Here is a 26,184-nt window from a genome sequence, read left to right on the forward strand (position 1 = left end):
AGCGGGAGCGGGCCGCCTGCACTTGTTGACGGCTGGCAGGCGGCCGCGAACCTGCTAGGGCGGTTTCCATGGACCAGGCGGACATTCTCATCCTCGGCGGCGGGCTGGTCGGCAGCGCGCTGGCGGTTGCGCTCGACGCGCATGGCATCAGCGCGATCGTGATCGATCCGGCGGACCCCGAAACCATCCTCGGCGCGAGTTTCGACGGCCGCGCCTCGGCGATCGCGAGCGCGCCGATGCGGATGTTCGAGGCGATCGGCGTCGCCGGGCGGCTGGCGGGGAAGGGGTGCCCGATCGAGGGCATCCGCGTCTCCGACGGGCTGGCGCCGGGCAAGCTCGATTTCGCGCCGGACGCCGATGACGGTGCGCTCGGCCATATGTTCGAGAATCGCGTGCTGCGCACCGCGCTGTTCGAGGCGGCGCAGGCGGCGCCGCTGGCGGACGTGCGGATGCAGACGCGCGCGGTATCGGTGGAGCGCGGGCCGCACGGCGTGGTGGCGACGCTCGATTCGGGTGCGACGGTGCGCGCGCAGCTGCTGATTGCAGCGGAGGGGCGCAACTCGCCGACCCGCGATTCGGCGGGCTTCAAGGTCGCGCGCTGGACCTATGACCATGCCGCGATGATCGCGACGCTCAATCACGAGCGTTCCCACGAGAATATCGCCTACGAGATCTTCTACCCGCAGGGCCCGTTTGCGATCCTGCCGCTGCTCGATGACGAGAACGGCCATCGCTCGGCGGTGGTGTGGACGGTGAAGGGCAGCGACGCGGCGGCGATGCACAAGATTTCCGATCGCGCCTATCTGGCCGAGGCCGAGAAGAAGATGGGTGGTTTTCTGGGCAAGCTGGGGCCGCTGTCGTCGCGCTCCTCCTATCCGCTCGGCTTCCACCATGCCGCCTGGATCACCGCCGAGCGGCTGGCGCTGGTCGGCGACGCGGCGCACGGCATCCATCCGATCGCGGGGCAGGGCGTCAATGTCGGCTTCCGCGACGTGGCGACTTTGGTCGAGGTGCTGGTCGACGGCAAGCGCCTGGGGCTCGACATGGGCGATCCCGAGCTGCTCGCCCGCTACCAGCGCTGGCGCGGGCTCGACACCTTCATGGTGGCGCTGGCGACCGACGGGCTCACCCGGCTGTTCGGCATCCCCGGCGCGCTGCCCCATGCGGCGCGGCGCTTTGGCCTGTCGGCGGTGGACCGGATCCCGCCGCTCAAGTCCTGGTTCATGGGCGAGGCGCGCGGCGAGAGCGGCGACGTACCCAAGCTGCTCCAGGGGATTACGGCGTAGCGCCACCCGCCGCGGCGAGGATGGTGCGGGCGGCGGCGAGATCCTCGTCGTCGACCATCACCCGTACCGGGATCAGCAGATAGCTGCCGTCGGCGATGCTGGCGCCTGCGTCGAACACGAAGCTGGGGATTTCCTCATCCGCCGGCCCTGGACGATGAAGGCTTCCTGCCGGTTGAACCGGCCGAGTTCGACGAGCGCCATGCCGGCCTCCGATGATTGACGCGCATGGGGCATGCGCATAGCTTATCCGCATGAAGCACGATCCGATCGCGTCCGGCAAGCGCAAGGCGGTGAACTTGTCGCTCGACACGGGCGTGGTCGCGGCTGCGCGCGAGGTGGGGCTGAATCTCTCCCAGGTTTGCGAAGCCGCGATCCGCGCCGCCGCCAAGGCGGAGCGCGACCGGCGTTGGCAGGAAGAGAATCGCGAATGGGCGGAAGCCCATAATCGCTGGGTCGAAGAGAACGGATTGCCGCTCGAGCGCTACCGCCTGTTCTGATGGCGCAGTTTGACGTGCATCGGCTGGCGGGCGGCGGCCTGGTGATCGACTGCCAGGCCGAGGATCTCGCAACGATCGGCACGCGCTTCGTCATCCCGCTTGCAAAGCCCGGCGAAAGCGCCCCGACGACGCCGCGTTTGCATCCGCACTTCGACGTGAACGGCGAGACCTTGGTCCTGATGACGGAATTCGCCGCCGCGATACGCACCGCCGAGCTGCGCGAGCGGGTGGGATCGCTTGCCGAGGAGCGCTTCCGCATCCTCGGCGCGATCGACGTGCTCACCGGCAGCGGCTGATCAGGCTGCCGTCCCGCCAACCGTCAGCCCCTCCACCAGCAGCGTCGGCTGGCCGACGCCGGCGGGGATCGACTGGCCGCCCTTGCCGCACATGCCGATGCCTTCGTCGAGCGCGAAGTCGTTGCCGATGCCGGTCACGCGGTGGAGCACGGTCGGCCCGTCGCCGATCAGCGTCGCGCCCTTGATCGGGGCGCCCAGCTTGCCGTTATCGATGAGGTACGCCTCGGTGCACGAGAAGACGAACTTGCCCGAGACGATGTCGACCTGGCCGCCGCCGAAGCTCTTGGCGTAGATGCCCTTCTTCACGCGCGAGAGCAGTTCGGCGGGATCGTCCTTGCCGCCTTTCATGAAGGTGTTGGTCATCCGCGGCATCGGCGCGTGCTGGAAGGATTCGCGGCGGCCGTTGCCGGTCGGCTCGACGCCCATCAGACGGGCGTTCAAGCGGTCCTGCATATAGCCCTTGAGGATGCCGTCCTCGATCAGCACCGTCTCGCGCGTCGGCGTGCCCTCGTCGTCGATCGAGAGCGAGCCGCGGCGATCATGGATCGAGCCGTCGTCGACCACGGTCACGCCGGGCGCCGCGACGCGCTCGCCGATGCGGCCCGAAAAGGCGCTGGTGCCCTTGCGGTTGAAGTCGCCCTCGAGACCATGGCCCACCGCCTCGTGGAGCAGCACGCCGGGCCAGCCGGGGCCGCACAGCACGGTCATGTCGCCTGCAGGCGCGGCCACCGCATCGAGATTGACCAGCGCCTGTGCCAGCGCCTCGTCGATCGCGCGGTTCCAGGTTTCGGGCTGGAACAGCCGGTCATAGACGACGCGCCCGCCGGTGCCGAAGCTGCCGGTCTCGCGGCGGCCATTCTGCTCGACGACCACCGAGACGTTGAGCCGCACCAGCGGCCGGACATCGGTGGCGACGAAGCCGTCGGCGCGCACCACCTCGACCACGCTCCACTGGCCGGTGAGGCTGACGGAGACCTGCTTGACGCGGGGATCGCGCGCGCGGGCGGCGGCGTCGATCGTCTGGCACAGGTTCACCTTGTCGGCGAAGGGGACCAGGTCGAGCGGATCGGCATCGGTGTAGAGATGGCGGTTGTTGCCCTGGGGCGGCGGGGCCTTGCCCTGCCTGGCCGGATCGATCAGCGCCATCGTCTCGGCGGCGCGGCGGATCGCGGCGGCGCTGATCTCGTTGGCGTGGGCGAACGCCGTCGTCTCGCCCGAGACCGCGCGCAGGCCGAAGCCCGACTGCGTGTCGTACGCCGCGGTCTTCAGCCGGCCGTCGTCGAAGCCGAACGCCTCGGACTTGCGATATTGCAGATAGAGCTCGCCATCCTCGGCCTGGCCCAGCGCATCGGCGGTCAGGCGAACGGCAGCGTCGGGATCAAGCCCGTCGCGATAGAGGAAGGCGCGGGGATCGGTGGGAATGCTCATCTTACCGATATAGGAGGCGCGATCAAAGAGTCACGCATCAGCGCGACGATCAGCGGCCGTCGGCCCGTTCATGGATTTTGAGCGGTACGCCTGCAGGAGTTGGGCCCATTCCAACTCCAAGTACAAGCAAACCGTCGCCTAACACGGCTGCGCTGGCTTGGGTTCGTGGTGGGAATCAAGAACGATGAGTCGGCTAGAACGCTCTTTTGTCGTTCGCTTCTAGCTTTGTGCAAACTCCACGAAAGCCACCGCTTGTCGTCAACTCACCTGTGCGTCGGTCGATTCGAAACCGCGATGCCGTAAGTAGATCAACCTGCACCATGCCCGAAATCTCACCATCAGTGACCACAAGCTTCTTTACCGGCAGCCAGCCGTTGGTCCCCTTTCGCTCGACGAAGCCAAGAGGTGGCCGGGCGAAAGCCTTATCGCCTTCAATGCGGAATTCCGTGACGCCGCGAGAATCGACGGCAGTGCGCTCCACAGACGCAGTTGCTGCAGTCCCCGCAGGACCAGTAACAACTGCGGAGCCCTGCTTGGTAGGTGCCAGGACAGTTGTCGAGCCCGGGCACCGAAGTTCGATGACGTCAGGCGACTGCACAAACATAGCGAAAAGCCAAAGCGTCATTGAACGGCCCCTTCCACTTGCCGGTACATTGATATGCCCGAGAAAGTGGAATGCCAAGAAAGTAAAGGCCTCGGTTAGTCCATGCGAAACCGGGCTGCGCTTTTAGCTCAGATGCTGGCGCCTGCCGGGTGATCGGGCAGCTGGCTCTGGTCGGCGCCGTCGGCGGGGCCGCCGATCAGCACGAAGCGGCGATCGCAATAGCCGCAATCGACATAGCCGGATTCGTCGATCTGCAGGAATACGCGCGGGTGGCCGAGCGCGGCGGGCAGGCCGGGGCCGGTGCCGTCGCAGGCGACGCGGGACTGGGCGGTGCGGAGGACTTCGGGCGGGGCGATCATGCCCCGCGCCTTAGCAAAGCGCGCGGGGGCTCGCAATCGGATGCGCAGGGTCTTAAAGCTGCGCCCCATGACCCAGGCTGCGATCGCGATCGACACTCTCTGCAAGACCTATTCCGGCGGCAAGCGCGCGCTGGACGGGGTGAGCTTCGAGGTGCCGCGCGGGCAGATCTTCGGGCTGCTCGGCCCCAATGGCGCGGGCAAGTCGACGCTGATCAACATCCTGGCGGGGCTGGTCAACAAGACCGACGGCAAGGTTGCGATCTGGGGCTTCGACATCGACGCGCACCCGCGCAACGCCAAGGCGAGCATCGGCATCGTCAACCAGGAGATCCTGTTCGATCCCTTCTTCACGCCGAAGGAGACGCTGGAGATCCAGGCGGGCCTGTACGGCGTGGCCAAGGACAAGTTCGACGCGATGGCGCTGCTCCGCGCGGTGCATCTTGAAGACAAGGCCCATGCCTATTCGCGCACGCTTTCGGGCGGCATGAAGCGGCGGCTGATGGTCGCCAAGGCGATGGTCCATTCCCCGCCGATCATCGTGCTCGACGAGCCGACCGCGGGCGTCGACGTCGAACTGCGCCAGCAGCTCTGGGCCTATGTGAAGCAGCTCAACCAGCGCGGCGTCACGGTGGTGCTGACGACGCACTATCTCGAAGAGGCCGAGGAGCTGTGCGACCGCATCGCGATCATCAACCACGGCCAGCTGATCGCCAACAAGCCCACCCGCGAGCTGGTCGGCATGGCGCAGGAAAAGGTGGTCGAGGTGACGGTGGACCGCGACATCGCCGCCGCACCGGACAATGCCTGCTTCCAGAAGGTGGAGCTGAAGGGCGAGCGGGTGCTGGTGATCACCTACCGCAAGGACCAGGCGAACGCCGGCGAAGTGCTGGGTGCGGTGCAGGCGGCGGGGCTGGGGATCGTCGACGTGTCGACCCGCGAGGCGGACCTGGAGGATGTGTTCCTGAATTTGACGCGGGCGGCGTAGGGAGGCGGTCGGCCGCTTTGGCTGATGCCCGCGTTGTGTACGCGGGACGAGAACGCAAGCCGCCGTCGCGTACATTCCCTATTGGAGGATCTGTCGGCGCTCTACGATGTCGGTCGACATGCGCTTTTCCGTGATACCGTCTGGTCGCCGGATTTCTACCGTGGTCGTCTTTGTGCGCTTTCTAGCCGAGCCGGTTTCATCAATTTCCCACACTACCGAAATAGACCCGGAAACCTGCTCCCCAGAACGCGCACGAAGGGCGCTTTCCAGGCTAACCGGCTTCTGCGAAATCTCTCCGACGGCCACGTCGTTCACCGCGCGCTGGCGTTTGATTTTTTCGGGATCAACCGATGCCGTCACGCGCAAAGTCGTGCCGTTAGAAGCGCTCACATTCCGTGCTAAGTGCGCAAGGCCTATGGCTTGTGGATCTTTATAGGCGGCGCCTTCGTGAAGATCCTGGGCATCCAAATTCATGATGTCGACACGTTCGATGATCGAATGCGGGTCGCAGTCTATGCGGAATGCATTCCACGTGAAAATCCATCGGCCGCAAACCGAACGATCCCATTTGGCAGCTTTGAGCCAATCGCCAAGTCGCCTTTCCAGCTGGTCCGCGTTCAGCAGTTGCATGGAGCGACCAGGAATCTTCAATACGCGTGCCGGAAGCTGCCAGTTGTCAGCACGATCGTTGGCGGTAGATTGGGGCGGCAAATCATATTCGATCTCGAAGCCGCCGTCCCGTTCGGTGAGGATACGTTCGCGGATCGTGTAGCTACCGCTGGAGCTTCCCGACGAGCCGTCGCTCGCTTCCTCAGACGTTTTGTAGCTTTGGGTGATTTCGTATGTCTCTCCTGCGCGGGAAGACAATTGAGCGGACTGTGGCGACGCAGGCGCTATCAGCAAAAGCAGGGACCCAAATCCCTTAGCTATCAAACTCGTCCTCATAAGGGAGGATTTTGCATGGCTTCAGGGGGACTGACAATTCCCCATCGAACGAAAGGTGGCGGTCTTCCGGCGGATTATTTTCGTTTTTCATGCCGCCGATTTTCTCACTGCCGATGTGCAGCGAAGAACGCCCACATTGCCTCGTTGTCTGCCACCCAGACATGGCCGGCGCCGTGCTTCACCCGACCGGCCACGTCCGCGCCGCCCGAGCAGCGGGTGAAGCGCTCCTCCTTCACGTCGGCCGAAACCTCGCGCTCCACCGGCCCCATGCGGCACCCGTTCAGATCTGCCCAGCGGACCAGTGCGGTGTGCATCGTGTACTGCCAATAGCCCGCGCCGCCGCCCTGGATCGGGTTGGTGGTGTCGGCATCGCCGGCGAACGCCAGCACCGGCATCGGCCGCGACGGCGTGCAGGTCGCCGGATCGGGGACGCGCGGCGTTTCCTTCAACGGATTGCCAGCGCGCAGGCCGACCACCGGCGCGATCGCGGCGAAGCGGTCTGCCGCGACGCAGCTGAGCCAGGAGGTCATCCGCCCGCCACCCGAATAGCCGGTGGCGTAGACACGCGACCGGTCCACGCAGCCCTTGGCGGCCAGCTGGTCGATCGCGGTCTTCACGAAGGCGACGTCGTCGGCATCGTCGGGGCTGGGCACCTTGCCGGTCACCGTCGGCACGCCGGGGATGTTCCACACGAAGCCCTGTTCGGCCGGAATGCCGCCATCGGGCGCGGCGAGCAGGAAGCCGTGGCGGTCCGCGGTCGCCTCCAGCTTGGACTGGGCGAGGATGTCGCGGCCCTTGCCGGTGCTGCCGTGGAACACGAACACCAAAGGCAGCCGCGCGGTGCTGCGGCCGGCGGGCAAATGCACCAGCATCGAGCGCCCGGTGCCCTCGATCGTCACCGACACTGTTGTTCCCGCCGCGCCCAGCCGACACGTCGCCGCCTGCGCCGAGCCGCTGCCGAACAGCGCCGCCACTCCGATCCACCAGCCCAATCGCATCTGCTTCTCCTCTCGCTAACCCCTTATGCCCGAGGGTAGGGATTGCGGAACCCGCCCCATGCGCGCTTTAAGCGCACGCGAAGGAGTGCCTCTTTGCCCGACACCAACCACCAAAGCGATGTCCTGATCCTCGGTTCCGGCGCGGCGGGGCTCACCGCCGCGCTGCATCTGGCGGATCGCTTCAAGGTGACGGTGCTGGCCAAGGGCGGCTTTGCCGAGGGCTCGACCGCCTGGGCGCAGGGCGGCATCGCCGCGGTGCTGGAGGAGGGCGACACCTTCGAAAGCCATATCGAGGACACGATGGTCGCCGGCGCCGGCCTCAACGACCGCGCGACGGTGGAAATGGTGGTCGAAAACGCCCCCGCCGCGATCCAGCGGCTGGTGAAGCTGGGCGTGCCGTTCAACACCGAGGGCAATGCGCTGCACCTCACCCGTGAGGGTGGCCACAGCCACCGGCGCATCGCGCATGTCGACGATGCGACCGGCCTCGCCGTGCAGACCGCGTTGCTCCGCGCCGCGCAGGCGCACCCCAACATCACGCTGGTGCCCGATATGGTGGTGATCGACCTCGCCACCAGCCGGCACGAGCTCCGCTATTCGGGCGCGGGCAATGTCTGGGGCGTCTATGCCTTCAACCGCCAGACCAACCGCGTCGAGCTGTTCACCGCCCGCGCGACCGTGCTGGCGACCGGCGGGGCGGGGCGGACCTATCTCTTTTCCACCGCCCCGCGCGGCGCGACCGGGGACGGCATCGCGATGGCGTGGCGCGCGGGCTGCCGCATCTCGAACATGGAGATGATGCAGTTCCATCCGACCTGCCTCTACAATCTCGACGTCAAGAACTTCCTGATCACCGAGGCGGTGCGCGGCGAGGGCGGGCATCTGCTGCTGCCGCCCGATGCGGGCGAAGAGGCAGGGCACCGCTTCATGCCCGATTTCGACCCCCGGCTGGAACTGGCGCCGCGCGACATCGTGGCCCGCGCGATCGACCATGAGATCAAGCGGCTCGGCCTCGACTATGTCCACCTGGACATCAGCCATATGGGGCCGGAATTCGTCCAGCACCATTTCCCGACCATCTACCACCGGCTGCTCGACCTCGACATCGACATGACCAAGGAGCCGATCCCGGTGGTGCCCGCCCAGCATTATACCTGTGGCGGGGTGATGATCGATCGCGACGGGCGGACCGACCTGCCGGGCCTCTATGCCGCGGGCGAGGTCAGCCAGTCGGGGCTGCACGGCGCCAATCGCCTGGCGTCCAACTCGCTGCTCGAATGCTTCGTGTTCGGCGAGGCGGTGGCGAATCACATCCTGGGCAATTGGGGCGACCTGCCGCCGCCGCCGGCGATCCGGCCCTGGGACGAGAGCCGCGTCGCCGATTCGGACGAGGAAGTCGTCATCAAGCAGAACTGGACCGAGATCCGCCGCTTCATGTGGAACTATGTCGGCATCGTGCGGACGACCAAGCGGCTGGAGCGCGCGGCGCACCGCATCAAGCTGCTGCGCGAGGAAGTGGCCGACTATTACGGCCATTTCCGCGTCACACCCGACCTGATCGAGCTGCGCAACCTGCTGGAAAGCGCCGACCTGATCGTCCGCTCGGCGCTGCACCGCAAGGAAAGCCGCGGGCTGCACTACACGCTCGACTATCCGGAGATGGCGGCCGAGGCCGTAGACACGGTATTGGTGCCTTGAATCGACAAGGCTTTCTGCCCCTGCGCATTCTCCAATCCACCCGTCATCCCCGCGGAGGCGGGGATCCATTCGCCTGTGCAGTCGAAGCAGGAGCCGCACCGGCACGGCCAATGGATTCCCGCCTGCGCGGGAATGACGAAAGGTGTGGGTCGGGTGCTGCAGCGACTTCACGCCTCGTCGCTCCACCGACTCGCTTCGTCGCATTGCGGCAATCCCTTGCTTTGCCGCCTCTAGGGGCAGTCGCATGATGGGCTTGGGCAAGAGGTTGGTTGCGGTGCGTAGAATTCGGTTCTCCAAGGTCGAGCGTGCGCTGACCGTCGCGGGGCTTGGGCCCGCGGTGCTGCTCGGCTGCGCGGTGCACGAACATCCCGAACTCGCCGCCTATCTGCCCGCGCCCAATTACGGCGTGCTGCTGCCGATTCCGCCCGCCCATGCCGCGCCGCGTGCTGAAGTGCCGCCGCCGGCAGCGCTGGTGAATCGCCTGTCGGAAGTCGCCCGCAATTTCGACGGCGTCGTCGGTATCGCCGTCACCAGCGTCGATCGCAACTGGACCGCCTCGCAGGGCGGCGCGCGCAGGCTGCCGCAGCAGAGCGTTTCCAAGCTATGGGTCGCGATGACCGTGCTCGACCAAGTCGACCAGGGCCGCATCCGGCTAAGCGACCCACTCGTCATCACCCGCGCCGATTTCACCCTGTTCCACCAGCCGGTCGCGTCGCTGGTCAAGGGCGACCAAGGTTACCACAGCACCGTCGGCGAGATCATGCGCCGCGCGCTGACGATGAGCGACAATACCTGCAACGACAAGCTGCTCCGCCTCGTCGGCGGGCCGCCGGCGGTGCGTTCGTTCATCGCGCGCAATGCGCTCGGCTCGATCCGCTTCGGACCGGGCGAGAAGCTGCTCCAGCTCGGCACTTCGGGCCTGCCGGCGTGGAAGCCCGAATATTCGATGGGTAACAGCTTCGCGGTCGCCCGCGCCCAGCTGCCGCGTGCCACCCGCGTCGCCGCCTATCAGTCCTATGTCGCCGATCCGCCCGACGGCGCGGCGCCGCTCGCCATTGCGGGCGCGCTGGCGCGGCTGAAGCGCGGCGAGCTGCTTTCGCCCGTTTCCACCCAGTGGCTGCTGTCGACGATGCAGGCCTCGCACACCGGCAAGCACCGCCTGCGCGGCGCGCTGCCGCCGGGGTGGCAGCTCGCGCACAAGACCGGCACGGGGCAGGACCTGTTCGGCCGTACCGCGGGCTATAACGACGTGGCGCTGCTCACCGCGCCGGATGGCCGCTCCTTTGCGCTGGCGGTGATGATCGGCGATACGCCGCGGCCGATCAACGAGCGCCAGCTGCTGATGCACGCCGTGGTGCGTGCGGTCGTCGCCGAACATCAGGCGGGCGGCTGAAAACAGGCCGTCGTTCGGGATGACGGAGCGTGCGGGCGCTGCTATCTCCCGCCCCATGCCCCATCTCTATCTCGTCGACGGCTCCAGCTATATCTTCCGCGCCTATCACCGGCTGCCGCCGCTGACGAACAAGCATGGCGAGCCTGTGGGGGCCGTCTATGGCTATACCGCGATGCTGTGGAAGCTGGTCGACGCGCTGCACAAGGCCGATGGCCCGACGCACATGGCGGTGATCCTCGACAAGTCCGAGCACACGTTCCGCAACGATCTCTACGACCAGTACAAGGCGCACCGCCCGCCGGCTCCGGAAGATCTGGTCCCCCAGTTCCCGATGATCCGCGACGCGACGCGCGCCTTCAGCCTTCCCTGCATCGAGGAGCTGGGCTGGGAGGCCGACGACCTGATCGCGAGCTACACCAAGGCCGCGCTGGCGCAGGGCTGGCAGGTGACGATCGTCAGCTCCGACAAGGACCTGATGCAGCTGATGACCGATCCGTCGGTCGACATGCTCGACACGATGAACAACCGGCGCATGGGGCCCGACGATACGCGCGAGAAGTTCGGCGTCGGCCCGGAAAAGCTCGGCGAAGTGCTGGCGCTGATGGGCGACAGCGTCGACAACGTCCCCGGCGTCCCCGGCGTCGGCCCCAAGACCGCGGCCAAGCTGATCCTCGAACATGGCGATCTCGAATCGGTGCTCGCCGCCGCGCCGGAGATGAAGAAGGGCAAGCTGCGCGACAATCTGATCGAGCATGCCGATCTCGCCCGGCTGAGCCACAAGCTGGTCACGCTCGCCTGCGACGTGCCGCTGCCCGAGCCGCTGGAAGCGCTCGAGTTGCAGGGCATCCCCGACGCGCCGCTCCGCGCCTTCCTCGAGCATCACGGCTTCAAGACGCTGCTCTCGCGGCTGTCCTCGGTCGCCGACGCGCCGGTGGAGACGCACGAGGCGCCCGGTGTCGAGGAAGATCCGCCCTGCAATCATGACGGCTACGAGACCGTGACCGACTTGGACGCGCTGGATCGCTGGATCACCGTCTCGCGGCACCAGGGCTGGGTGGCGATCGATACCGAGACGAGCGGGCTCGATGCGACCCAGGCCGATCTCGTCGGGGTCAGCATGGCGCTGGCGCCCAACCTCGCCTGCTACATTCCGCTTGGCCATGGCGGCACCGACATGTTCGCCGAAAAGCCGGTGCAGCTCGACCGCGCCGAGGCGATCGCCCGGCTGAAACCGCTGCTGGAGGACCCCGCCGTCCTCAAGATCGGCCACAATCTGAAGTACGACATGATCGTGCTCGGTCGCGCCGGCATCCGCGTCGCGCCCTATGACGACACGATCGTGATGAGCTTCGATCTCGATGCCGGGCTGCACGGCCACGGCATGGACGAGCTTGCCGCCACCCATCTCGCCCATAGCTGCATCGCCTACAAGGACGTGGTCGGCACGGGGAAGAACCAGCTCCATTTCGGCCAGGTCGATCTCAAGGCGGCGACCCGCTACGCCGCCGAGGATGCCGATGTCACGCTGCGGCTGTGGCGGCGCCTCAAGCCGCGCCTCGCCTATGAGAGCGTGACGCGCGTCTATGAGAGCGTCGATCGCCCGCTGGTCGCGGTGCTGGCGGAGATGGAGAGCACCGGCATCAAGGTCGATGCCGGGGTGCTGTCGAAGCTCTCGTCCGACTTCGCGCAGCAGATCGCCGCGCTGGAGGAGGAAATCCACGCCATCACCGGCTTCAAGTTCACCATCGGTAGCCCCAAGCAGCTGGGCGACGTGCTGTTCGACAAGATGGGGATCAAGGGCGGCCGCAAGGGCAAGTCCGGCGTCTATTCCACCGACGTCAACGAGCTGGAGCGCATCGCCGCCGACAAGGATTCGCCCGGCCGCGAGATGGTGCTGAAGGTTCTCGACTGGCGCCAGCTGTCCAAGCTCAAGTCGACCTATACCGACGCGCTGCAGGCGCAGATCAACCCGCAGACTGGGCGCGTCCACACCAGCTACAGCCTCACCGGCGCGCAGACCGGGCGGCTCTCCTCGACCGACCCGAACCTGCAGAACATTCCGGTGCGCACCGAGACCGGCCGCCAGATCCGCGACGCCTTCGTGGCGGAGCCGGGCAACGTCATCCTCTCGGCTGACTATTCGCAGATCGAGCTGCGGCTGGCCGCGCACATCGCCGATGTGCCGGCGCTGCGCACCGCCTTCGCGAATGGCGACGACATCCACAGCATGACCGCGATGGAACTGTTCGGGGAGGTGAACCGCGACACGCGTGGTCGTGCCAAGACGATCAACTTCGCGATCCTCTACGGCATCTCGCGCTGGGGCCTGGCCGGCCGGCTCGACGTGACGCCGGACGAGGCGCAGGCGATGATCAACCGCTATTTCGAGCGCTTCCCCGGCATCAACCGCTACATCGCCGATACGCTGCGGGAGGCGAAGGAGCGCGGCTATACGACGACGCTGTTCGGCCGGAAGACCCACTTCCCGCGGCTCAAGGCCTCCAACCCCAATGAGCGGGCGGGCAGCGAGCGCGCCGCGATCAACGCGCCGATCCAGGGCACCAGCGCCGACATCATCAAGCGCGCCATGGCGCGGATGGGCCCGGCGCTGCGCGAGGCGGGGCTGGAGAAGGTCCGCATGCTCCTCCAGGTGCATGACGAACTGGTGTTCGAGCTGCCCGAGGGCGATGTCGCGGCCGCGCGGCCGATCATCGAGCGGGTGATGGCCACCGCCGCCGAACCGGCGATCCAGCTCACCGTGCCGCTCGGCGTGGAGATCGGCGTCGGCCCCAGCTGGGGCGCCGCGCATTGAGCCAGGGGGAAGCGTCGCAAGACATCAACGCGCTGGCCAAGGGCGGGCGCACCAACATGCTGGGCTTCCTCATCCGGCTGGTGGCGCGGCTGCCGTTCCTGTTCATCGCCGGCCGTGCCTATGGGCCGGAGATTGTCGGGCGGTACGCCATCGCGGTGCTGGTGATCGAGTTCGTGGCGCTGGTCGCCACGATCGGCCTGAAGCGCGGGCTCGCACAGGCGCTGTCCAGCACTGATCGACCGCACACCCATGTCGTGTGGGATGCGCTGGTGGTCGCCTTCGTCGCGGCGCTGATCGCGAGCGGGGTGATGATCCTGTTCCCGCAGGCGCTGTTCCCCAACAGCCCGGTGATGGGGCTGGAGCGCTTCCTGCCGCTGGTGGTGATCGCCATCGCGCTATCCGATGTCTCGCTCTCGGCGCTCGCCTATCGCCACAATATCGGCGCGTCGGTGACGGCGCGGGCGATCATCGAGCCGTGGACGATCAGCATCGCCGCCTGGGTCTTCTCGTTCGTCTCCACGCGCGACGGGCTGCTAATGGCCTATGTGCTGTCGATGTCGGCTGCCCTGGTGGCCTCGCTCGTCCCGTTCGTGCGCGAATATGGCCTGCCGCTGGGCTGGCGCCCCCAGCCGGCGGTGATCTGGGGGCTCGCGCGGCTCAATGCGCCGCTGGCGGGGGCCGATGCGATCGAGTGGGCGACGCGCAACGTCGATCGCTTTATCCTCGGCCTATTGTTCGCGCCCTCGGTGGTCGGCATCTATTACATGGCGCAGCAGGTCGCCTCGGTGCCGCAGCGGCTGAAATCGAGCTTCGACCCGATCCTGGGGCCGGTGATCACCCAAAGCCTCGCCGCCGGTGACCGCCCGGCGGTGGCGCGGCAGGTGCGGCAGGTCGGCTTCTGGATCCTCTGCGCGCAGGCGGGTCTTGCGGTGATGTTCTCGATTCCCGCCGAGGGGGTGATGGGCCTGCTCGGCCGCGAATTCGTGATCGGCTCGGCGGTGCTGTGCGTATTGCTGTTCGCAGAGGTGTTCGCGTCGCCCGGCGCGGTGTGCGAGACGGCGCTGATCTATATCGCCCGGCACACCAATCTGATGATCTCGGTCTGCGTGCTGATGCTCCAGATCGCGCTCAGTTTCGTGCTGATCGTCGTGGCGCGGGGGCAGGGCTGGTCGGTGCCGGTGCAGTCGGCCGCGCCCGCGGTGGCGCTGGCGCTCTCGCTGACAATCGGTTCGATCGCCAAGGGCCTGCTGCTCCAGGCCAAGCTCGGCGCGCCGGTGGTGAGCATCCGCCCGAGCTTCTTCGCCGCCGTCGTCATTGCCGGGCTGGTCGGCGCGGCGTTCATGGCGCTGCCGCATCGCTATGAATGGGCGGAAATGAGCCTGGGGATGCCGGCGATCCTGGTCACCTTCCTCTACGTCATCATCCGCTTCGGCTTCGGCCCCGAGGACCGCGCCCTGTTCCGCAAGGTGCCGCGGGCCGGGGGGGCGACGGCGGAGGCGGCGTAAGTGTTTCCTCCCTCGGCGAAGCTGGGGGAGGGGGACCGCCGCCGCAGGCGGTGGTGGAGGGGGCGCCCCCCACCGTCATTCCCGCGAAGGCGGGAATCCATTCGCCTGAACGTCCGGGGAAAGAACCGCAGCTCCAGCGTCAATGGACCCCAGCCTTCGCGGGGTGACGGGTGGCATGTCGCAACGCCGCGCCCCCAACCGGAAGCGCGGCGCTTGTGCCTCAGTGCCGGAAGTGGCGCATGCCGGTGAACACCATCGCCAGCCCGGCCTCGTCGGCCGCCGCGATGACCTCGTCGTCGCGGATCGACCCGCCCGGCTGGATCACCGCGGTCGCACCCGCTTCGACCGCCGCGAGCAGGCCGTCGGCGAAGGGGAAGAACGCGTCCGATGCCACGGCCGAGCCGATCGTGCGCGGCTGCGCCCAGCCGGCCTTGTCGGCGGCGTCCTTGGCCTTCCACGCGGCGATGCGGGCGCTTTCCAGACGGTTCATCTGGCCGGCGCCGACGCCGGCGGTGCTGCCGTCCTTGGCATAGACGATCGCGTTCGACTTGACGTGCTTGGCCACCGTCCAGGCGAATAGGCAGTCGGCCAGTTCCTGCTCGGTCGGCTGGCGCTTGGTGACGACCTTGAGCTGGTCGCGCATGACGATGCCGTTGTCGCGGCCCTGGACCAGCCAACCGCCGGCGATCGACTTGGCGAACAGGCCCGCCCGCGCCGGGTCGGGCAGTTCGCCGGTGAGCAGCAGGCGGAGATTCTTCTTCGCCGCGAACAGCGCCAGCGCCTCTTCGTCGGCGTCGGGGGCCACCACCACTTCGGTGAAGATGCCGGTGATCTGCTCGGCGGTCGCGCGGTCGAGCGGGCGGTTGACCGCGATGATGCCGCCGAAGGCCGATACGGTGTCGCAGGCGAAGGCCGCCGCATAGGCCTCGGCGAGCGTTGCGCCGCTCGCCACGCCGCACGGATTGGCGTGCTTGACGATCACCGCGGTCGGCGGACCGTCGCGGAATTCGCTGACCAGCTCGAGCGCCGCATCGGCGTCGTTATAGTTGTTGTAGCTCAGTTCCTTGCCCTGCAGCTGGCGGGCCTGGCCGATGCCGCGCGCGGCGGGGCCGGTCGCGGCATAAAAGGCCGCCTGCTGGTGCGGGTTCTCGCCATAGCGCAGCGCCTGGCCGCGCTTCAGCGAGATGTTGAGCGTTTCGGGGAACGCCTCGCCCTGGTCGGCGAAGGCGAACCAGCTGGAGATCATCGCGTCATAGGCGGCGGTCGCGGCATAGGCCTTGGCGGCGAACTTTCGGCGCTGCTCCAGTGTCGTCGTGCCGCCCATCACCAGCGCATAATCGGCCGGATCGGTGACGATCGCCACCGACTCATGATTCTTCGCGGCCGAGCGCACCATCGACGGGCCGCCAATATCGATATTCTCGATGATCTCGTCGCGATCCGCGCCCTTGGCGACGGTCTGGGCGAAGGGATAGAGGTTCACCACCACCAGGTCGATCGGCGCGATCGCGTGCTCGGCCATCGAGGCCTGGTGCTCGGGATTGTCGCGGACCGAGAGCAGGCCGCCATGCACCTTGGGGTGCAGCGTCTTCACGCGGCCGTCCATCATCTCCGGGAAGCCGGTCAGGTCCGAGATGTCGCGGACCTCCAGGCCTGCGTTACGCAGGGCGGTGGCGGTACCGCCGGTCGAGACGAGCTCGACGCCCTGGGCGGCCAGAGCCTGGCCGAGTTCGACGATCCCGGTCTTGTCGGAGACCGAGAGGAGTGCGCGGGTGATCTTGATGTCCATGGCCCGCCCCTCTCTCCAATCGGGCCGCGCGGAGCAAGCCCTATTTCGAGCGGTGGAACACCCAGTTCAGGCTGGCCCCGCCCGCCGGGGTCTCACCCTGGAGCACCAGCTGCTGGGTGGCGTGCGGCCGGCCGCGCGCGTCGATCCATAGGCTCTCGTCGATCGCCAGCGTGCCGCCCTTGGCGCGAAACTGCCACAGGATGCCCGAAGGGGTGCGCAGGATGGCGCCATGTCCGTCGGCGGTGGGCGATACTTCGATCTGGGGGGCGAGGTGGAAGCGCAGCGCGAAGGGCGTCGAGTCGAGCCGACGCTTGCCGGCGGGCAGCAGCAGATCTTCGCCGCGCAGATCGCGTCCGTCGTGCGACAGGGTAAGCTCGCGGCGATGGAGCAGCCCGAAGCGGCGGACATAGCCGTCATGCGCTGCCTCGATCCGGCTGGCATGTTCAGTTTCGTGGCGCACCAGTTCCACTTCGCTCACTCCCCGGCCGAGCGTGCCGTCGGCATGGATGGCGGTGGAGTTGCTGTCGCCCAGCGTCAGCGTCGAATGCGCGGCGGTGGTGCGCAAGCCCTGGACCAGCTCGGCGGGGAGCTGTGCATCGGCGGCGCGGCCACCGCCGCAATTGACGATGATGCGGTCCGCGCCGTCGGAAAGCTCGAAGGCGAGGGTGGAGGCGCAGCCGGTCTGCGCCACGCGCGCGACCGGCGGCGGGGCGGCGTCGAGGATCAGCACGGTGCCGGCACAGGAAAGGCGCTGATAGCCCCATTCGCGTGCCTGTTTGAGCGGGCGGGTGCGGACACCGGTGGCCTCGATCGTCTGCTCGATCAGCGCGCCGTTGACGGGCCCGCAGCCCTGCCAGCTGGCGAGGCCGCCATCGCCGTGGCACACGCCGAGCAGTGCGGCGACCATCCGGTTGAGCGCGCCGAGCACGAAGGCCGGCGGTTCGATGCGGCGGGCGGCGTAGGTTTCGCAGAGCAGGGTCAGCAGCTGGATCGCGTCGAGCTGGCCATCCGGCGAGCGGCCGACGGTGCCGCCATCCTCATAGACCGACGCGGTGATCGCGCGGTTGAGCCCCGCCTCGGCAAAGGCGCGGCGGGGATCGCCGCCCGGCAGCACCAGCCCCGCGACGGTGAGCCCCGCCCAGGCGGCGAGCCGTGGGGCGCCGGCCGGCACCTTGTCGGCGCTGCGGTCGAGATGGCGGGCGCCGCGGGCCAGGGCGTGCATCACGCCCGAGCGATAGACCTGGTCGGTCGACGACAGGATCAGCGGCGCATGGGCGACCCAGAGCAGGATGCGGCGGCCGACCAGATCGGGCCGCCAGGCGGGGGCCGCCACCTGTTCGCCATGCACCTTCAGCCAGCGCCGCATGATGTGTTCGGCGATCGGCGCGCCCTGCTGGCGGGTGGCGACGCTGGACAGGTCGCGCAGCCAGGCGAAGCCCTGGAGATGCTGGGTGAAGGCGGGCGACCAGTCGGCCTTGGCGAAATCGAGCGTCTCGATCTCCCGGACTTCGCCGCATAGCTGCAACGCGCCTTCGAGCAGTGCATTGCCGCGCCGGGCATCGCCGAAGAAGGGATCGTCGGCGACGGTCATCAGCTTGAGCGGATGCCGCCCCTTCAGCCGCATGGCGTAGAAAGGCGAACGCCAGGCGAGGCGCTGAAACCGGTCGGCGATGCGATCGGCCAGCGACAGGCCGTGATCGCCCCCCACCCGGATCAACCGCTTGCCTTCCTCAACTCCGTCGGCGGCGAAGTCCGGCGTCGGATCGGTCAAAGGCCTCTCAATGCGGTGATGTTGGCGGCATAGCGATCGGGCCCACCGGTGAAGGTGGCGGTGCCGGCAACCAGCGCATCGGCGCCGGCGGCGATCACGCGCGGTGCGGTTTCGCGATCGACGCCGCCATCGACTTCCAGATCGATCGCCCGACCGCTCGCCTCGATTCGGCGGCGCAGTTCGGTGATCTTGGGCAACTGGCTCTCGATGAACTTCTGGCCGCCGAAACCGGGGTTCACGCTCATCACCAGGATCAGGTCGACCATGTCCATGACGTGATCGACCACGTTCACCGGGGTCGCCGGGTTGAGCACCACGCCGGCGCGCTTGCCCAGCGCCTTGATCGTCTGGAGCGTGCGGTGGAGGTGCGGGCCGGCTTCCGGGTGCACTGAAATCGTGTCCGCACCCGCATCGGCAAAGGCGGCGAGCAGCGGGTCGACCGGCGCGATCATCAGGTGGACGTCAAACGGCTTGGCGGTGTGCGGGCGCAGCGCCTTGATGACGGCGGGGCCGATCGTGATGTTCGGCACGAAATGCCCGTCCATCACATCGACATGGATCCAGTCGGCGCCGGCGGCGTCGATGGCGCGGATCTCCTCGCCGAGCCGCGCGAAATCGGCCGAGAGGATCGAAGGGGCAATGCGGACGGACATGATCGATCTCCTAGGCAAGCGGCGAGTCGGGCGCAACCGCAGGGGCAGCGTGTCCACCGCTGATCCACGGCTTCTCCACAGCTTTATCCACAGCTTGGTGCCGGGGTGGGACCAGCCGGTCCGCCCCCGCGATCAACCGCGGCGGAACCGGGCGATGAAGAAGCCGTCGAGCCCGCCGGCATCGGCCAACATGCCCGGCAGGATGCGGACCGATCCGTCCTCGCGCGGCGTGATGCCGGGGGGCAGCTCGTCGGCGGTGGCGGGCACCAGCGTGAAGTCGGGATGCGCCGCCAGGAAGGGGGCGAGGTGCGCTTCGCCTTCCTTCTGCTCCAGCGAGCAGGTGGCGAACACCAGCGTCCCGCCCGGCTTTACCCAGGCGGCGGCCCGGTCGAGTAGCTTGGCTTGCAGCTCCGCCATTTCGGTGACCAGCGAGGGGCGGACGCGGTGGAGCACGTCCGGGTGGCGGCGGAAAATGCCGGTGGCGCTGCACGGCGCATCGAGCAGCACTGCATCGGCGGGCTCGGCCGGCGCCCAGCGCAGCAGATCGGCGGTGATCACCGTGGCGGAAAGCTGGGTGCGCTCCAGATTTTCGCGCAGGCGCACCAGCCGGTTTTCGGCGACGTCCACCGCGGTCACCTGCCAACCGGCGGCGGCGAGCTGCAGCGTCTTGCCGCCCGGCGCGGCGCACAGGTCGAGCGCGGTGCCGGTGCCGGCCCCGATCAGCCGGGCGGGGATCGACGCGGCGAGATCCTGCACCCACCATGCGCCCTCGGCGAAACCGGGGAGGTCGGGGACGCTGGTGCCGGGCTCCAGCCGGGCGTGCAGCGGGGCGAGGCTGGTCGAATGGGTCACCTCCACCCCCGCATCGCGCAGGCTGAGGTCGAGCGGCGGCGGGGAGGTGATGGCGTGGCGGGCGGCCTCGACCATCTCGTCGCCCCACAAAGCCTGCCAGCGTAGCGCGACGGCATCGGGCAGCATCGGCAGATCGGGCAGCGTCGCATTGCCGCGCATCAGCGTGCCGAACACGCCGTGGACCAGCTTGCGCGGCCCGCCATCGACCAGCGGCAGAACCGTCGCGATCGCAGCATGGCCGGGGGTGCCGAGCGCGATCGCCTGGACCAGCGCGATCCGCAGCGCAAAGCGTGCCTTGGCATCATCAGGCAGGCGCTGGCGGGTGGCGGAATCGATCAGTGCATCCAGATCGGGCAGCCGGCGCAGCGCCTCTGCCGCAATCGCATGGGCCAGGCCGCGATCATTGGGGGCCAATCCGCGCGCCGCGGAATCGAGTGCCTGTTCCAGCGCCAGCCCGCGGCGGAGCACCGCATCGAGCAGCTTCAGCGCCGCCTGACGGGCGGGGACGCCGGGGGCATCCTGCTCGTTCCGGCGCGGCGTGGGGCCGGCCATCAGCACGTTCCCCCGTCATACTCTGCCCGCGCATCCTGTACCGCTACCCAACCGTTCACTTGACCATGCTCCTTTGGCGGCCGACATGGGCCGGGCAACCAAGGAAGGCAATCCCGATGGGCAAGCGACCCGAGCATGTGAAGCCGCCTGAATATCTCTCGAAGAGCCCGCCGGTGCCCAAGCCCGAACCGATGCAGCGGCCGGAACACGACCCGCTGGAGAAGGATCCGGTGCGCTATGGCGACTGGGAATTGAAGGGCATCGCCGTCGATTTCTGAGCGCGGCACGAACGCGTAAGATTAGGTTCGTGACAGGTGTGGGAGCGTTTGAGGGGGACTGCAATGGCCAGCCTCTAAATTCTAAGCGAGGCGGCGTGGCGGGACGTGGTGGGAAGCCGCTGCTATCTGACGGGGCAGCTGCGTGCCGGCTTGAGAGTTATATTCCTATAGGTCAGGGGGCGCTGTAGGTCACCGTCATCCGTGCTGATCGTTGCGGTTCCCTGAAAAGTCGCAGGGACTCCGTTGTCAGGTGATCCTCGGTCCATACGCTGAACTGGAGCGTAGAGTGTGACAAGCACGAATGATTGAAGCTCCTTCGGGCTGCCATGATTGAACCATGTTGCGCCTTGGCTCCCTACTCCTTCGAGTTCGCCTCTCGGGGTAGCGCTGCTGCCAGCTTTGATCCTCCAACCGGCGGGAATGCTACATACGGCCCGGAACCGAACTCCCCAGGTCTTGATGGAGAACCCCTCTATGCTCTCGGTGTCCTTCAGCGGAACGCTCCCGATTGAAAGCAGGTACGTGCGAGGATGGTCGACGGGCGCTGCACCGACCAAGAGCAAAGCGAGGGGGAGGAGTACTTTCACGGGCATAAGCTCTCACTAGATTGCTACGTCCACACATGGGCGGCAGCTGCCTTCAGCGTTCCCTTCGTTCCATACCGATCATGTCAAAGTGCAAATCGGAACACACCAAGACCAACCCCTGTAGGAAATCCCCTACACCGCCTCCGCCTTGAGCGGCCGGCTGAGCAGCGCTTCGATCACATCGGCCACCGGTGCGCCTTCCAGCAGGGCGTTGACCGCGGCGACTACCGGCATGTCGACGCCCGCCTCCGCCGCGGCTTCGCGGAGGACCGGGGCGGTGAAGGCGCCCTCCGCGACCGTCTTGCGGTCGGCCAGCAGTTCGGCGGCGCTGCGGCCCTGGCCCAGGCCGACGCCGAGCGAGAAGTTGCGCGAATTGGTCGAGGAACAGGTGAGGACGAGGTCGCCTAGGCCCGACAGGCCGGTCAGCGTATCCGCCTGCGCGCCGCGCGCCAGGCCGAAGCGGGTCATTTCGGCAAAGCCGCGCGCGATCAGCGCGGCGCGGGCGTTGAGGCCCAGGCCGGCGCCTTCGACGACGCCGCAGGCGATGGCGAGGACGTTCTTCACCGCGCCGCCAATCTCCGCGCCGGTGACGTCGGCCGAGGCATAGGGGCGGAAGGCGGGGGCGCCGAGGCGCTCGACCAGCCGGGTGCGCAGCGCTTCGTCTTCGCAGGCGAGGGTGACGGCTGTGGGCTTTCCGGCGGCGACTTCATGGGCGAAGGTGGGGCCGGAGAGGACGGCGATGGGCGCGTGCGGCGCGACGCTGCGCGCCACTTCGCCGACGAGCAGGCGGGTGCCCGCCTCGATCCCCTTGGCGCAGAGCACCAGCGGGGTGGTGCCGACTGCGATTTCCGAAAGCACGGTTCGGACATGCTGGGCGGGGGCGACGACGAGCAGCGCGTCGAGCCCGGCGAGATCGGCAAGCGTGCCGGTCGCGCGGATGCTGGCGGAGAGCGGCACGCCGGGCAGGAAGGCGCGGTTTTCATGGGCACCGTTGATGCTCTCCACCACGTCGGGCTCGCGCGCCCAGAGCAGGACCGGGGCGTCGTCGCGCGCCGCCACCTGCGCCAATGCGGTGCCCCAGGCGCCGCCGCCGATCACGCCGATCCTCATGCTTTCACTCCTGCGCCGCGGACCTTTTCCGCATCCGGATCGAGCGGCCAGCGCGGGCGGGCCGGGAAGTCGAGCGGATCGGTAAGCCCCTGGCCGAAGCGTTCGGCGCCGGCCCAGGCGATCATCGCCGCATTGTCGGTACACAGCCAGAGCGGCGGGGCGACGAAGGGCAGGCCGTGCTCGCTTGCCAGCGATTCGAGTGCGGCGCGCACCGCCGTGTTCGCCGCGACGCCGCCGGCGACGACGAGCGCGGTCGGCCGGGTGATCGCGAGCGCGAGGCGGGTGCGATCGACCAGGCAATCGACCACCGCCTGCTGGAACGAGGCGGCGAGATCCTCGGCGCTATAGTCGTTCACCGCGCGGGCGACGGCGCTTTTCAGGCCGGCGAAGGAGAAATGCGGCTCGCCCGAACCGACCAGCGGGCGGGGCAGGGGGACGGCTTTGGGATTGCCGCGCGCGGCGGCGACTTCCACCGCCGGGCCGCCGGGAAAGCCGAGGCCGAGCAGCTTGGCGGTCTTGTCGAACGCTTCCCCCGCGGCATCGTCGATCGTGGTGGCGAGGCGGCGATAGCGGCCGACGCCTTCGACCAGCAGCAACTGGCAATGGCCGCCCGAGACGAGGAGGAGCAAATAGGGGAAGGTGAGGCTCGGGGCGCCGAGGCGGGGGGACAGCGCGTGGCCCTCCAGATGGTTGACCGCGACGAGCGGCTTGTTGGCCGCGAGCGCCAGCGCCTTGCCGGTAACGAGGCCGACCATCACGCCGCCGATCAGGCCGGGGCCGGCAGTGGCGGCGATCGCGTCGACTTGCGAGAGCGTGACGCCGGCTTCGGCGAGCGCGGCTTCAACCAAGGGGCCCAGCATTTCGACATGCGCGCGGGCGGCGATTTCGGGCACGACGCCGCCATAGGGGCGATGCGCTTCCTCCTGCCGCGCCAGCTTGTGCGCGCGGATCGTGCCGTCGCTATCGACGAGGGCCGCTGCGGTTTCGTCGCAGCTCGATTCAAGGCCGAGGATGAGTGCCATGCTTCCCATCTAAGCTGCTTGGGCGCGTGGTCCAGAGTTTTGGTTCACGCGGAGGCGCGGAGACGCGGAGGTTTTTGTTCGCGCAGAGGCGCAGAGAGCGCAGAGGGGCATCGCCTGCCGCGCCAGCGGCCCTCTTTCTGCCACGCGTATTTTGAGGCGGCTGACGCCGCAGCATTGCCCGCGCTCCCTGCGTTCTCCGCGCCTCCGCGTGAACCAAAATAGCCTCCGGTATCGCCCCCATTGCCCTTGCCAGCCCACAATCCTAGCAGTTGGCGCATGACGGGATTTCGTATCGGTACGCGCGGTTCGCCGCTCGCTCTCACACAGGCAGCCATGGTTCGCGATGCGCTGAAGGCGGCGCATGGCATCGAGGGCGAGATCGTCGTGGTGCGCACCACCGGCGACAAGGTGCAGGATCGCCCGCTGGCCGAAATCGGCGGCAAGGCGCTGTGGACCAAGGAACTGGACCGCGCACTGCTGGGCGGCGAGATCGACTGCGCGGTGCATTCGATGAAGGATGTCGAGACGGTGCGGCCGGAGGCGATCGTCATCGCCGCGATGCTGCCGCGCGCCGATGTGCGCGATCGGCTGGTGGGGGCCGAGACGCTGGCGGCGCTGAAGCCGGGCGCGGTGATCGGCACTGCATCGCCGCGGCGGGCCGCGCAGGTGAAGCGGCACCGGCCCGATGTGACGACCGTGCTGTTCCGCGGCAATGTCGACACCAGGCTGGCCAAGCTGGCGGCGGGGGAGGCGGATGCGACGCTGCTCGCCTCGGCCGGGCTGGCGCGGCTGGGGCGGCATGATGTCGGCCATGCCGTGCCGCTTCAGGTGATGCTGCCTGCCCCGGCCCAGGGGGCGGTGGGGATCGAGGTGCGCGCAGGCGATTCGCGGATGCTGGGGCTGCTGGCCGCGATCGATCATCCGGCGACGCGCGCGTGCGTGCTTGCCGAACGCGCGCTGCTGGCGGCGTTGCTGGCCGATTGCCACTCGCCGGTCGCGGCGCTGGCGACGATCGAGGGGGCGATCCTGACGATCGAGGCGGAGCTGTTCTCCGAAGATGGCAGCGCCCATGTCCATGGCATGATCGAAGGCGCGCCGGAAGATCCGATGCTGCCCGCTGCGCTTGCGCGCGATCTGCTGGATCGTGCGCCCGATGCGGTGCGCGCGCTGTTCGCCGGATGAATCGGCCGATCGCGGTGTTGCGGCCCGAGCCGGGCAATCGCATCACCGCCGCCGCGATCGAAGGGCGCGGGCGGCGGGCGATCCGGCTGCCGCTGTTCGCGACGCGCCCGATCGCCTGGGGCGTGCCCGACGCGGCCGCGTTCGACGCCCTGATCCTGACGAGCGCCAATGCCGTGCGCTGGGCGGGCGAGGGGCTGGCGGCGCTGCAGGGGCTGCCGGTCTATGCGGTGGGGGAGGCGACCGCCTCGGCCGCGCGCCGCGCGCATCTCGACGTGGTCGATGTCGGGTCGGCGGGAGCGACGGCGCTGGTGAATCAGGCTGCCGCCGCCGGCGTGCGGCGGGCGCTGCATCTGGCCGGGCGCGAGCGCACGCTGGAAGCCGGTGGCATCGTTGCGGCGGTGGTGCCGGTCTATGCCAGCGAGGCGCTGCCGATCGCTGCGGCGGAGATCGCCGCGCTGGCCGGAAGCGTCGCGCTGATCCAGTCGGCACGGGCCGGCGCGCGGCTGGCGGAGATCGTGCCGGACCGCGCATCGATCATCGTCGCGGCGGTCAGCGCGGCGGCCGCGGCGGCGGCGGGAACCGGCTGGGCCGGCGTGGCGGTCGCATCCCATCCCGAAACCGAAGCGCTGATCGACACCGCCATTGCGCTCTGTGATTGACCGCGCGGCTTCACCCGGCGAAAAGGGCGCCATGAGCGACGAGCCCCTGGCGCCCGAGCCGGTCCGCAACCCTTCCTTGCTGCGTAGCCGATGGATCACAGGAGGGCTGGGCTTTGTGGGCGGCGTTGCCCTGACCGCAGGGCTGATCGAGCTGGCCGGGCCGCATTCGGCCACGGCACCGCCGTCCGCTGTCAAGCCGGCCGGGGCGCCAACGCCCACGGTCCCGGCCGTGGCGGCCAAGCCCACGCTGCCGCCCGCCACGGATGTCGCGACGCTCGATGCCCGCGAGGTGGCGCTCGCCGGACGGCTCGACGCACTGGAACGGCAGCTGCGCGATGCCGATGCGAGCGCGCGCAACGCCGCGCAATATTCCACCCAGGCCGAACGGCTGATGGTCGCCGCCGCCGTGCGCCGCGCGGTGGAGCGCGGCCAGCCGCTGGGCAGCCTGGAACAGCAGCTGCGTGCCCGCTTCGGCGAGAGCCATCCTGCCGCGGTGGCGGCGATCGTGACGGCCGCGTCCGATCCGTTGACCCTGGAAGATCTGCGCATCGCGCTGGATACGATCGCGCCACGCCTGGGAACCGGGCCGGACGATAGCCTGTGGGTGCGGATCCGCGCCTTTGTCAGCGATCTGTTCGTGCTTCATCAGGTGGGTATGCCGAGCCCGCGCCCGGCCGAGCGGCTGCGGCGCGCCCGCAGCGCCCTGGCCGCGGGCAATGTCGAAACCGCCATCGCTGAAATCGCACATATGCCCGGCGCCTCGATCGCCGAGGGCTGGACCGGCGCGGCGACCCGCTATGTGAATGCCCGCAAGGCACTGGACGAGATAGAGAAGGCGGCAGCTGCAACGCCGCCCAAACCCCCGGTCGTGGCGCCGGCACCCGCCCCCGCCCCGGCACCGGAGACACCGAGGAACGACTGAA

The 26,184-nt window shown here is 68.3% G+C and carries 24 protein-coding genes; 12 read left to right on the forward strand and 12 right to left on the reverse strand.

What is annotated here, in order from left to right:
* Positions 1–68 precede the first annotated feature (68 nt).
* A complete protein-coding gene (locus DD559_RS02230) occupies positions 69–1,286 on the forward strand; it encodes a UbiH/UbiF/VisC/COQ6 family ubiquinone biosynthesis hydroxylase (RefSeq protein WP_116467752.1) in 1,218 nt (405 codons plus the stop codon).
* Here the strand turns inward: DD559_RS02230 and DD559_RS20440 are convergent.
* Positions 1,276–1,404, reverse strand: coding sequence for a putative signal transducing protein (locus tag DD559_RS20440; RefSeq protein WP_438270356.1), 129 nt, complete (start codon positions 1,402–1,404; stop codon positions 1,276–1,278). The two genes, DD559_RS02230 and DD559_RS20440, sit on opposite strands and share 11 nt — an antisense overlap.
* A gap of 133 nt (positions 1,405–1,537) precedes the next feature.
* On the opposite strand from DD559_RS20440, the gene DD559_RS02240 reads away from it, so the two are divergent.
* Entirely contained in the window at positions 1,538–1,783 is a 246-nt protein-coding gene (locus DD559_RS02240; RefSeq protein ID WP_116467753.1) for a type II toxin-antitoxin system CcdA family antitoxin, read from the forward strand.
* Positions 1,783–2,079 (forward strand): CcdB family protein, encoded by a 297-nt coding sequence (locus DD559_RS02245; RefSeq protein ID WP_116467754.1) that lies wholly within the window; start codon positions 1,783–1,785, stop codon positions 2,077–2,079. Before DD559_RS02240 ends, DD559_RS02245 begins: the two co-directional genes overlap by 1 nt.
* Here DD559_RS02245 and tldD read toward each other — a convergent pair whose 3' ends face one another.
* The 3 genes from tldD to DD559_RS02255 all read right to left on the reverse strand — a co-directional run bounded on the left by tldD (position 2,080) and on the right by DD559_RS02255 (position 4,470).
* Entirely contained in the window at positions 2,080–3,507 is a 1,428-nt protein-coding gene (tldD, locus tag DD559_RS02250; protein WP_116467755.1) for a metalloprotease TldD, read from the reverse strand.
* A 193-nt stretch (positions 3,508–3,700) separates the two neighbouring features.
* Positions 3,701–4,132, reverse strand: coding sequence for a hypothetical protein (locus DD559_RS19550; protein ID WP_133243758.1), 432 nt, complete (start codon positions 4,130–4,132; stop codon positions 3,701–3,703).
* A 107-nt stretch (positions 4,133–4,239) separates the two neighbouring features.
* A complete protein-coding gene (locus tag DD559_RS02255; protein WP_116467756.1) occupies positions 4,240–4,470 on the reverse strand; it encodes a zinc-finger domain-containing protein in 231 nt (76 codons plus the stop codon).
* Positions 4,471–4,537: 67 nt separating this feature from the next.
* Here DD559_RS02255 and DD559_RS02260 point away from each other — a divergent pair, with 67 nt between their 5' ends.
* Complete coding sequence (locus tag DD559_RS02260) at positions 4,538–5,455, forward strand: ABC transporter ATP-binding protein (protein WP_116467757.1); 918 nt, start codon at positions 4,538–4,540, stop codon at positions 5,453–5,455.
* Positions 5,456–5,533: 78 nt separating this feature from the next.
* On the opposite strand, the gene DD559_RS02265 is transcribed toward DD559_RS02260, so the two are convergent.
* Entirely contained in the window at positions 5,534–6,322 is a 789-nt protein-coding gene (locus DD559_RS02265) for a hypothetical protein (RefSeq protein ID WP_165830953.1), read from the reverse strand.
* Positions 6,323–6,504: 182 nt separating this feature from the next.
* On the reverse strand, positions 6,505–7,398 hold the full coding sequence (locus DD559_RS02270) for a CE1 family esterase (protein ID WP_116467759.1): 894 nt from the start codon (positions 7,396–7,398) through the stop codon (positions 6,505–6,507).
* 93 nt (positions 7,399–7,491) lie between these two features.
* On the opposite strand from DD559_RS02270, the gene nadB reads away from it, so the two are divergent.
* The 4 genes from nadB (at position 7,492) to DD559_RS02290 (ending at position 14,806) form a co-directional block, all read left to right on the forward strand.
* Positions 7,492–9,096 (forward strand): L-aspartate oxidase, encoded by a 1,605-nt coding sequence (gene nadB / locus DD559_RS02275; RefSeq protein WP_116467760.1) that lies wholly within the window; start codon positions 7,492–7,494, stop codon positions 9,094–9,096.
* Between the two features lie 283 nt (positions 9,097–9,379).
* The gene (locus DD559_RS02280) at positions 9,380–10,489 is read left to right on the forward strand and encodes a serine hydrolase (protein WP_240610358.1); all 1,110 of its coding nucleotides are present in this window, start codon (positions 9,380–9,382) and stop codon (positions 10,487–10,489) included.
* A gap of 55 nt (positions 10,490–10,544) precedes the next feature.
* Positions 10,545–13,301 (forward strand): DNA polymerase I, encoded by a 2,757-nt coding sequence (polA, locus tag DD559_RS02285; protein ID WP_116467761.1) that lies wholly within the window; start codon positions 10,545–10,547, stop codon positions 13,299–13,301.
* On the forward strand, positions 13,298–14,806 hold the full coding sequence (locus DD559_RS02290; protein ID WP_206364424.1) for a lipopolysaccharide biosynthesis protein: 1,509 nt from the start codon (positions 13,298–13,300) through the stop codon (positions 14,804–14,806). The genes polA and DD559_RS02290 overlap by 4 nt, the downstream gene beginning before the upstream one ends.
* A 220-nt stretch (positions 14,807–15,026) precedes the next feature.
* On the opposite strand, the gene purH is transcribed toward DD559_RS02290, so the two are convergent.
* From purH to DD559_RS02310, 4 genes are all read right to left on the reverse strand, one after another.
* The gene (purH, locus tag DD559_RS02295; protein WP_116467762.1) at positions 15,027–16,595 is read right to left on the reverse strand and encodes a bifunctional phosphoribosylaminoimidazolecarboxamide formyltransferase/IMP cyclohydrolase; all 1,569 of its coding nucleotides are present in this window, start codon (positions 16,593–16,595) and stop codon (positions 15,027–15,029) included.
* A 40-nt stretch (positions 16,596–16,635) separates the two neighbouring features.
* Positions 16,636–18,366: a heparinase II/III family protein gene (locus DD559_RS02300; protein WP_116467763.1), complete on the reverse strand. Its 1,731-nt coding sequence runs from the start codon at positions 18,364–18,366 to the stop codon at positions 16,636–16,638.
* The gene (gene rpe, locus DD559_RS02305) at positions 18,363–19,019 is read right to left on the reverse strand and encodes a ribulose-phosphate 3-epimerase (RefSeq protein ID WP_116467764.1); all 657 of its coding nucleotides are present in this window, start codon (positions 19,017–19,019) and stop codon (positions 18,363–18,365) included. Before rpe ends, DD559_RS02300 begins: the two co-directional genes overlap by 4 nt.
* A 132-nt stretch (positions 19,020–19,151) precedes the next feature.
* Positions 19,152–20,423: an RsmB/NOP family class I SAM-dependent RNA methyltransferase gene (locus DD559_RS02310; RefSeq protein WP_116467765.1), complete on the reverse strand. Its 1,272-nt coding sequence runs from the start codon at positions 20,421–20,423 to the stop codon at positions 19,152–19,154.
* A 116-nt stretch (positions 20,424–20,539) separates the two neighbouring features.
* Here DD559_RS02310 and DD559_RS02315 point away from each other — a divergent pair, with 116 nt between their 5' ends.
* Positions 20,540–20,701 (forward strand): DUF1674 domain-containing protein, encoded by a 162-nt coding sequence (locus DD559_RS02315; protein ID WP_116467766.1) that lies wholly within the window; start codon positions 20,540–20,542, stop codon positions 20,699–20,701.
* A gap of 719 nt (positions 20,702–21,420) precedes the next feature.
* Here DD559_RS02315 and DD559_RS02320 read toward each other — a convergent pair.
* Complete coding sequence (locus tag DD559_RS02320; protein ID WP_116467767.1) at positions 21,421–22,398, reverse strand: NAD(P)H-dependent glycerol-3-phosphate dehydrogenase; 978 nt, start codon at positions 22,396–22,398, stop codon at positions 21,421–21,423.
* Complete coding sequence (tsaD, locus tag DD559_RS02325) at positions 22,395–23,420, reverse strand: tRNA (adenosine(37)-N6)-threonylcarbamoyltransferase complex transferase subunit TsaD (protein WP_116467768.1); 1,026 nt, start codon at positions 23,418–23,420, stop codon at positions 22,395–22,397. Before tsaD ends, DD559_RS02320 begins: the two co-directional genes overlap by 4 nt.
* Positions 23,421–23,696: 276 nt before the next feature.
* On the opposite strand from tsaD, the gene hemC reads away from it, so the two are divergent.
* The 3 genes from hemC to DD559_RS02340 are packed head-to-tail and all read left to right on the forward strand — an operon-like array spanning position 23,697 to position 26,183.
* Positions 23,697–24,602: a hydroxymethylbilane synthase gene (gene hemC / locus DD559_RS02330; protein WP_116467769.1), complete on the forward strand. Its 906-nt coding sequence runs from the start codon at positions 23,697–23,699 to the stop codon at positions 24,600–24,602.
* On the forward strand, positions 24,599–25,261 hold the full coding sequence (locus DD559_RS02335; RefSeq protein WP_116467770.1) for a uroporphyrinogen-III synthase: 663 nt from the start codon (positions 24,599–24,601) through the stop codon (positions 25,259–25,261). The genes hemC and DD559_RS02335 overlap by 4 nt, the downstream gene beginning before the upstream one ends.
* Before the next feature lie 31 nt (positions 25,262–25,292).
* Entirely contained in the window at positions 25,293–26,183 is an 891-nt protein-coding gene (locus tag DD559_RS02340) for a hypothetical protein (protein ID WP_116467771.1), read from the forward strand.
* Position 26,184: the final 1 nt, after the last annotated feature.

The organism is Sphingomonas pokkalii, from assembly GCF_003096275.1.
Lineage (GTDB): Bacteria > Pseudomonadota > Alphaproteobacteria > Sphingomonadales > Sphingomonadaceae > Sphingomonas > Sphingomonas pokkalii.

Excerpts from the sequence above, each read along its gene's own strand:
- DD559_RS02230 (WP_116467752.1), top strand. The coding sequence starts at position 69 with ATGGACCAGGCGGACATTCTCATCCTCGGCGGCGGGCTGGTCGGCAGC.
- DD559_RS02240 (WP_116467753.1), top strand. The coding sequence starts at position 1,538 with ATGAAGCACGATCCGATCGCGTCCGGCAAGCGCAAGGCGGTGAACTTG.
- DD559_RS02245 (WP_116467754.1), top strand. The coding sequence starts at position 1,783 with ATGGCGCAGTTTGACGTGCATCGGCTGGCGGGCGGCGGCCTGGTGATC.
- tldD (WP_116467755.1), bottom strand. The coding sequence starts at position 3,507 with ATGAGCATTCCCACCGATCCCCGCGCCTTCCTCTATCGCGACGGGCTT.
- DD559_RS19550 (WP_133243758.1), bottom strand. The coding sequence starts at position 4,132 with ATGACGCTTTGGCTTTTCGCTATGTTTGTGCAGTCGCCTGACGTCATC.
- DD559_RS02255 (WP_116467756.1), bottom strand. The coding sequence starts at position 4,470 with ATGATCGCCCCGCCCGAAGTCCTCCGCACCGCCCAGTCCCGCGTCGCC.
- DD559_RS02260 (WP_116467757.1), top strand. The coding sequence starts at position 4,538 with ATGACCCAGGCTGCGATCGCGATCGACACTCTCTGCAAGACCTATTCC.
- DD559_RS02270 (WP_116467759.1), bottom strand. The coding sequence starts at position 7,398 with ATGCGATTGGGCTGGTGGATCGGAGTGGCGGCGCTGTTCGGCAGCGGC.
- polA (WP_116467761.1), top strand. The coding sequence starts at position 10,545 with ATGCCCCATCTCTATCTCGTCGACGGCTCCAGCTATATCTTCCGCGCC.
- purH (WP_116467762.1), bottom strand. The coding sequence starts at position 16,595 with ATGGACATCAAGATCACCCGCGCACTCCTCTCGGTCTCCGACAAGACC.
- rpe (WP_116467764.1), bottom strand. The coding sequence starts at position 19,019 with ATGTCCGTCCGCATTGCCCCTTCGATCCTCTCGGCCGATTTCGCGCGG.
- DD559_RS02310 (WP_116467765.1), bottom strand. The coding sequence starts at position 20,423 with ATGGCCGGCCCCACGCCGCGCCGGAACGAGCAGGATGCCCCCGGCGTC.
- DD559_RS02315 (WP_116467766.1), top strand. The coding sequence starts at position 20,540 with ATGGGCAAGCGACCCGAGCATGTGAAGCCGCCTGAATATCTCTCGAAG.
- DD559_RS02320 (WP_116467767.1), bottom strand. The coding sequence starts at position 22,398 with ATGAGGATCGGCGTGATCGGCGGCGGCGCCTGGGGCACCGCATTGGCG.
- tsaD (WP_116467768.1), bottom strand. The coding sequence starts at position 23,420 with ATGGCACTCATCCTCGGCCTTGAATCGAGCTGCGACGAAACCGCAGCG.
- hemC (WP_116467769.1), top strand. The coding sequence starts at position 23,697 with ATGACGGGATTTCGTATCGGTACGCGCGGTTCGCCGCTCGCTCTCACA.
- DD559_RS02335 (WP_116467770.1), top strand. The coding sequence starts at position 24,599 with ATGAATCGGCCGATCGCGGTGTTGCGGCCCGAGCCGGGCAATCGCATC.
- DD559_RS02340 (WP_116467771.1), top strand. The coding sequence starts at position 25,293 with ATGAGCGACGAGCCCCTGGCGCCCGAGCCGGTCCGCAACCCTTCCTTG.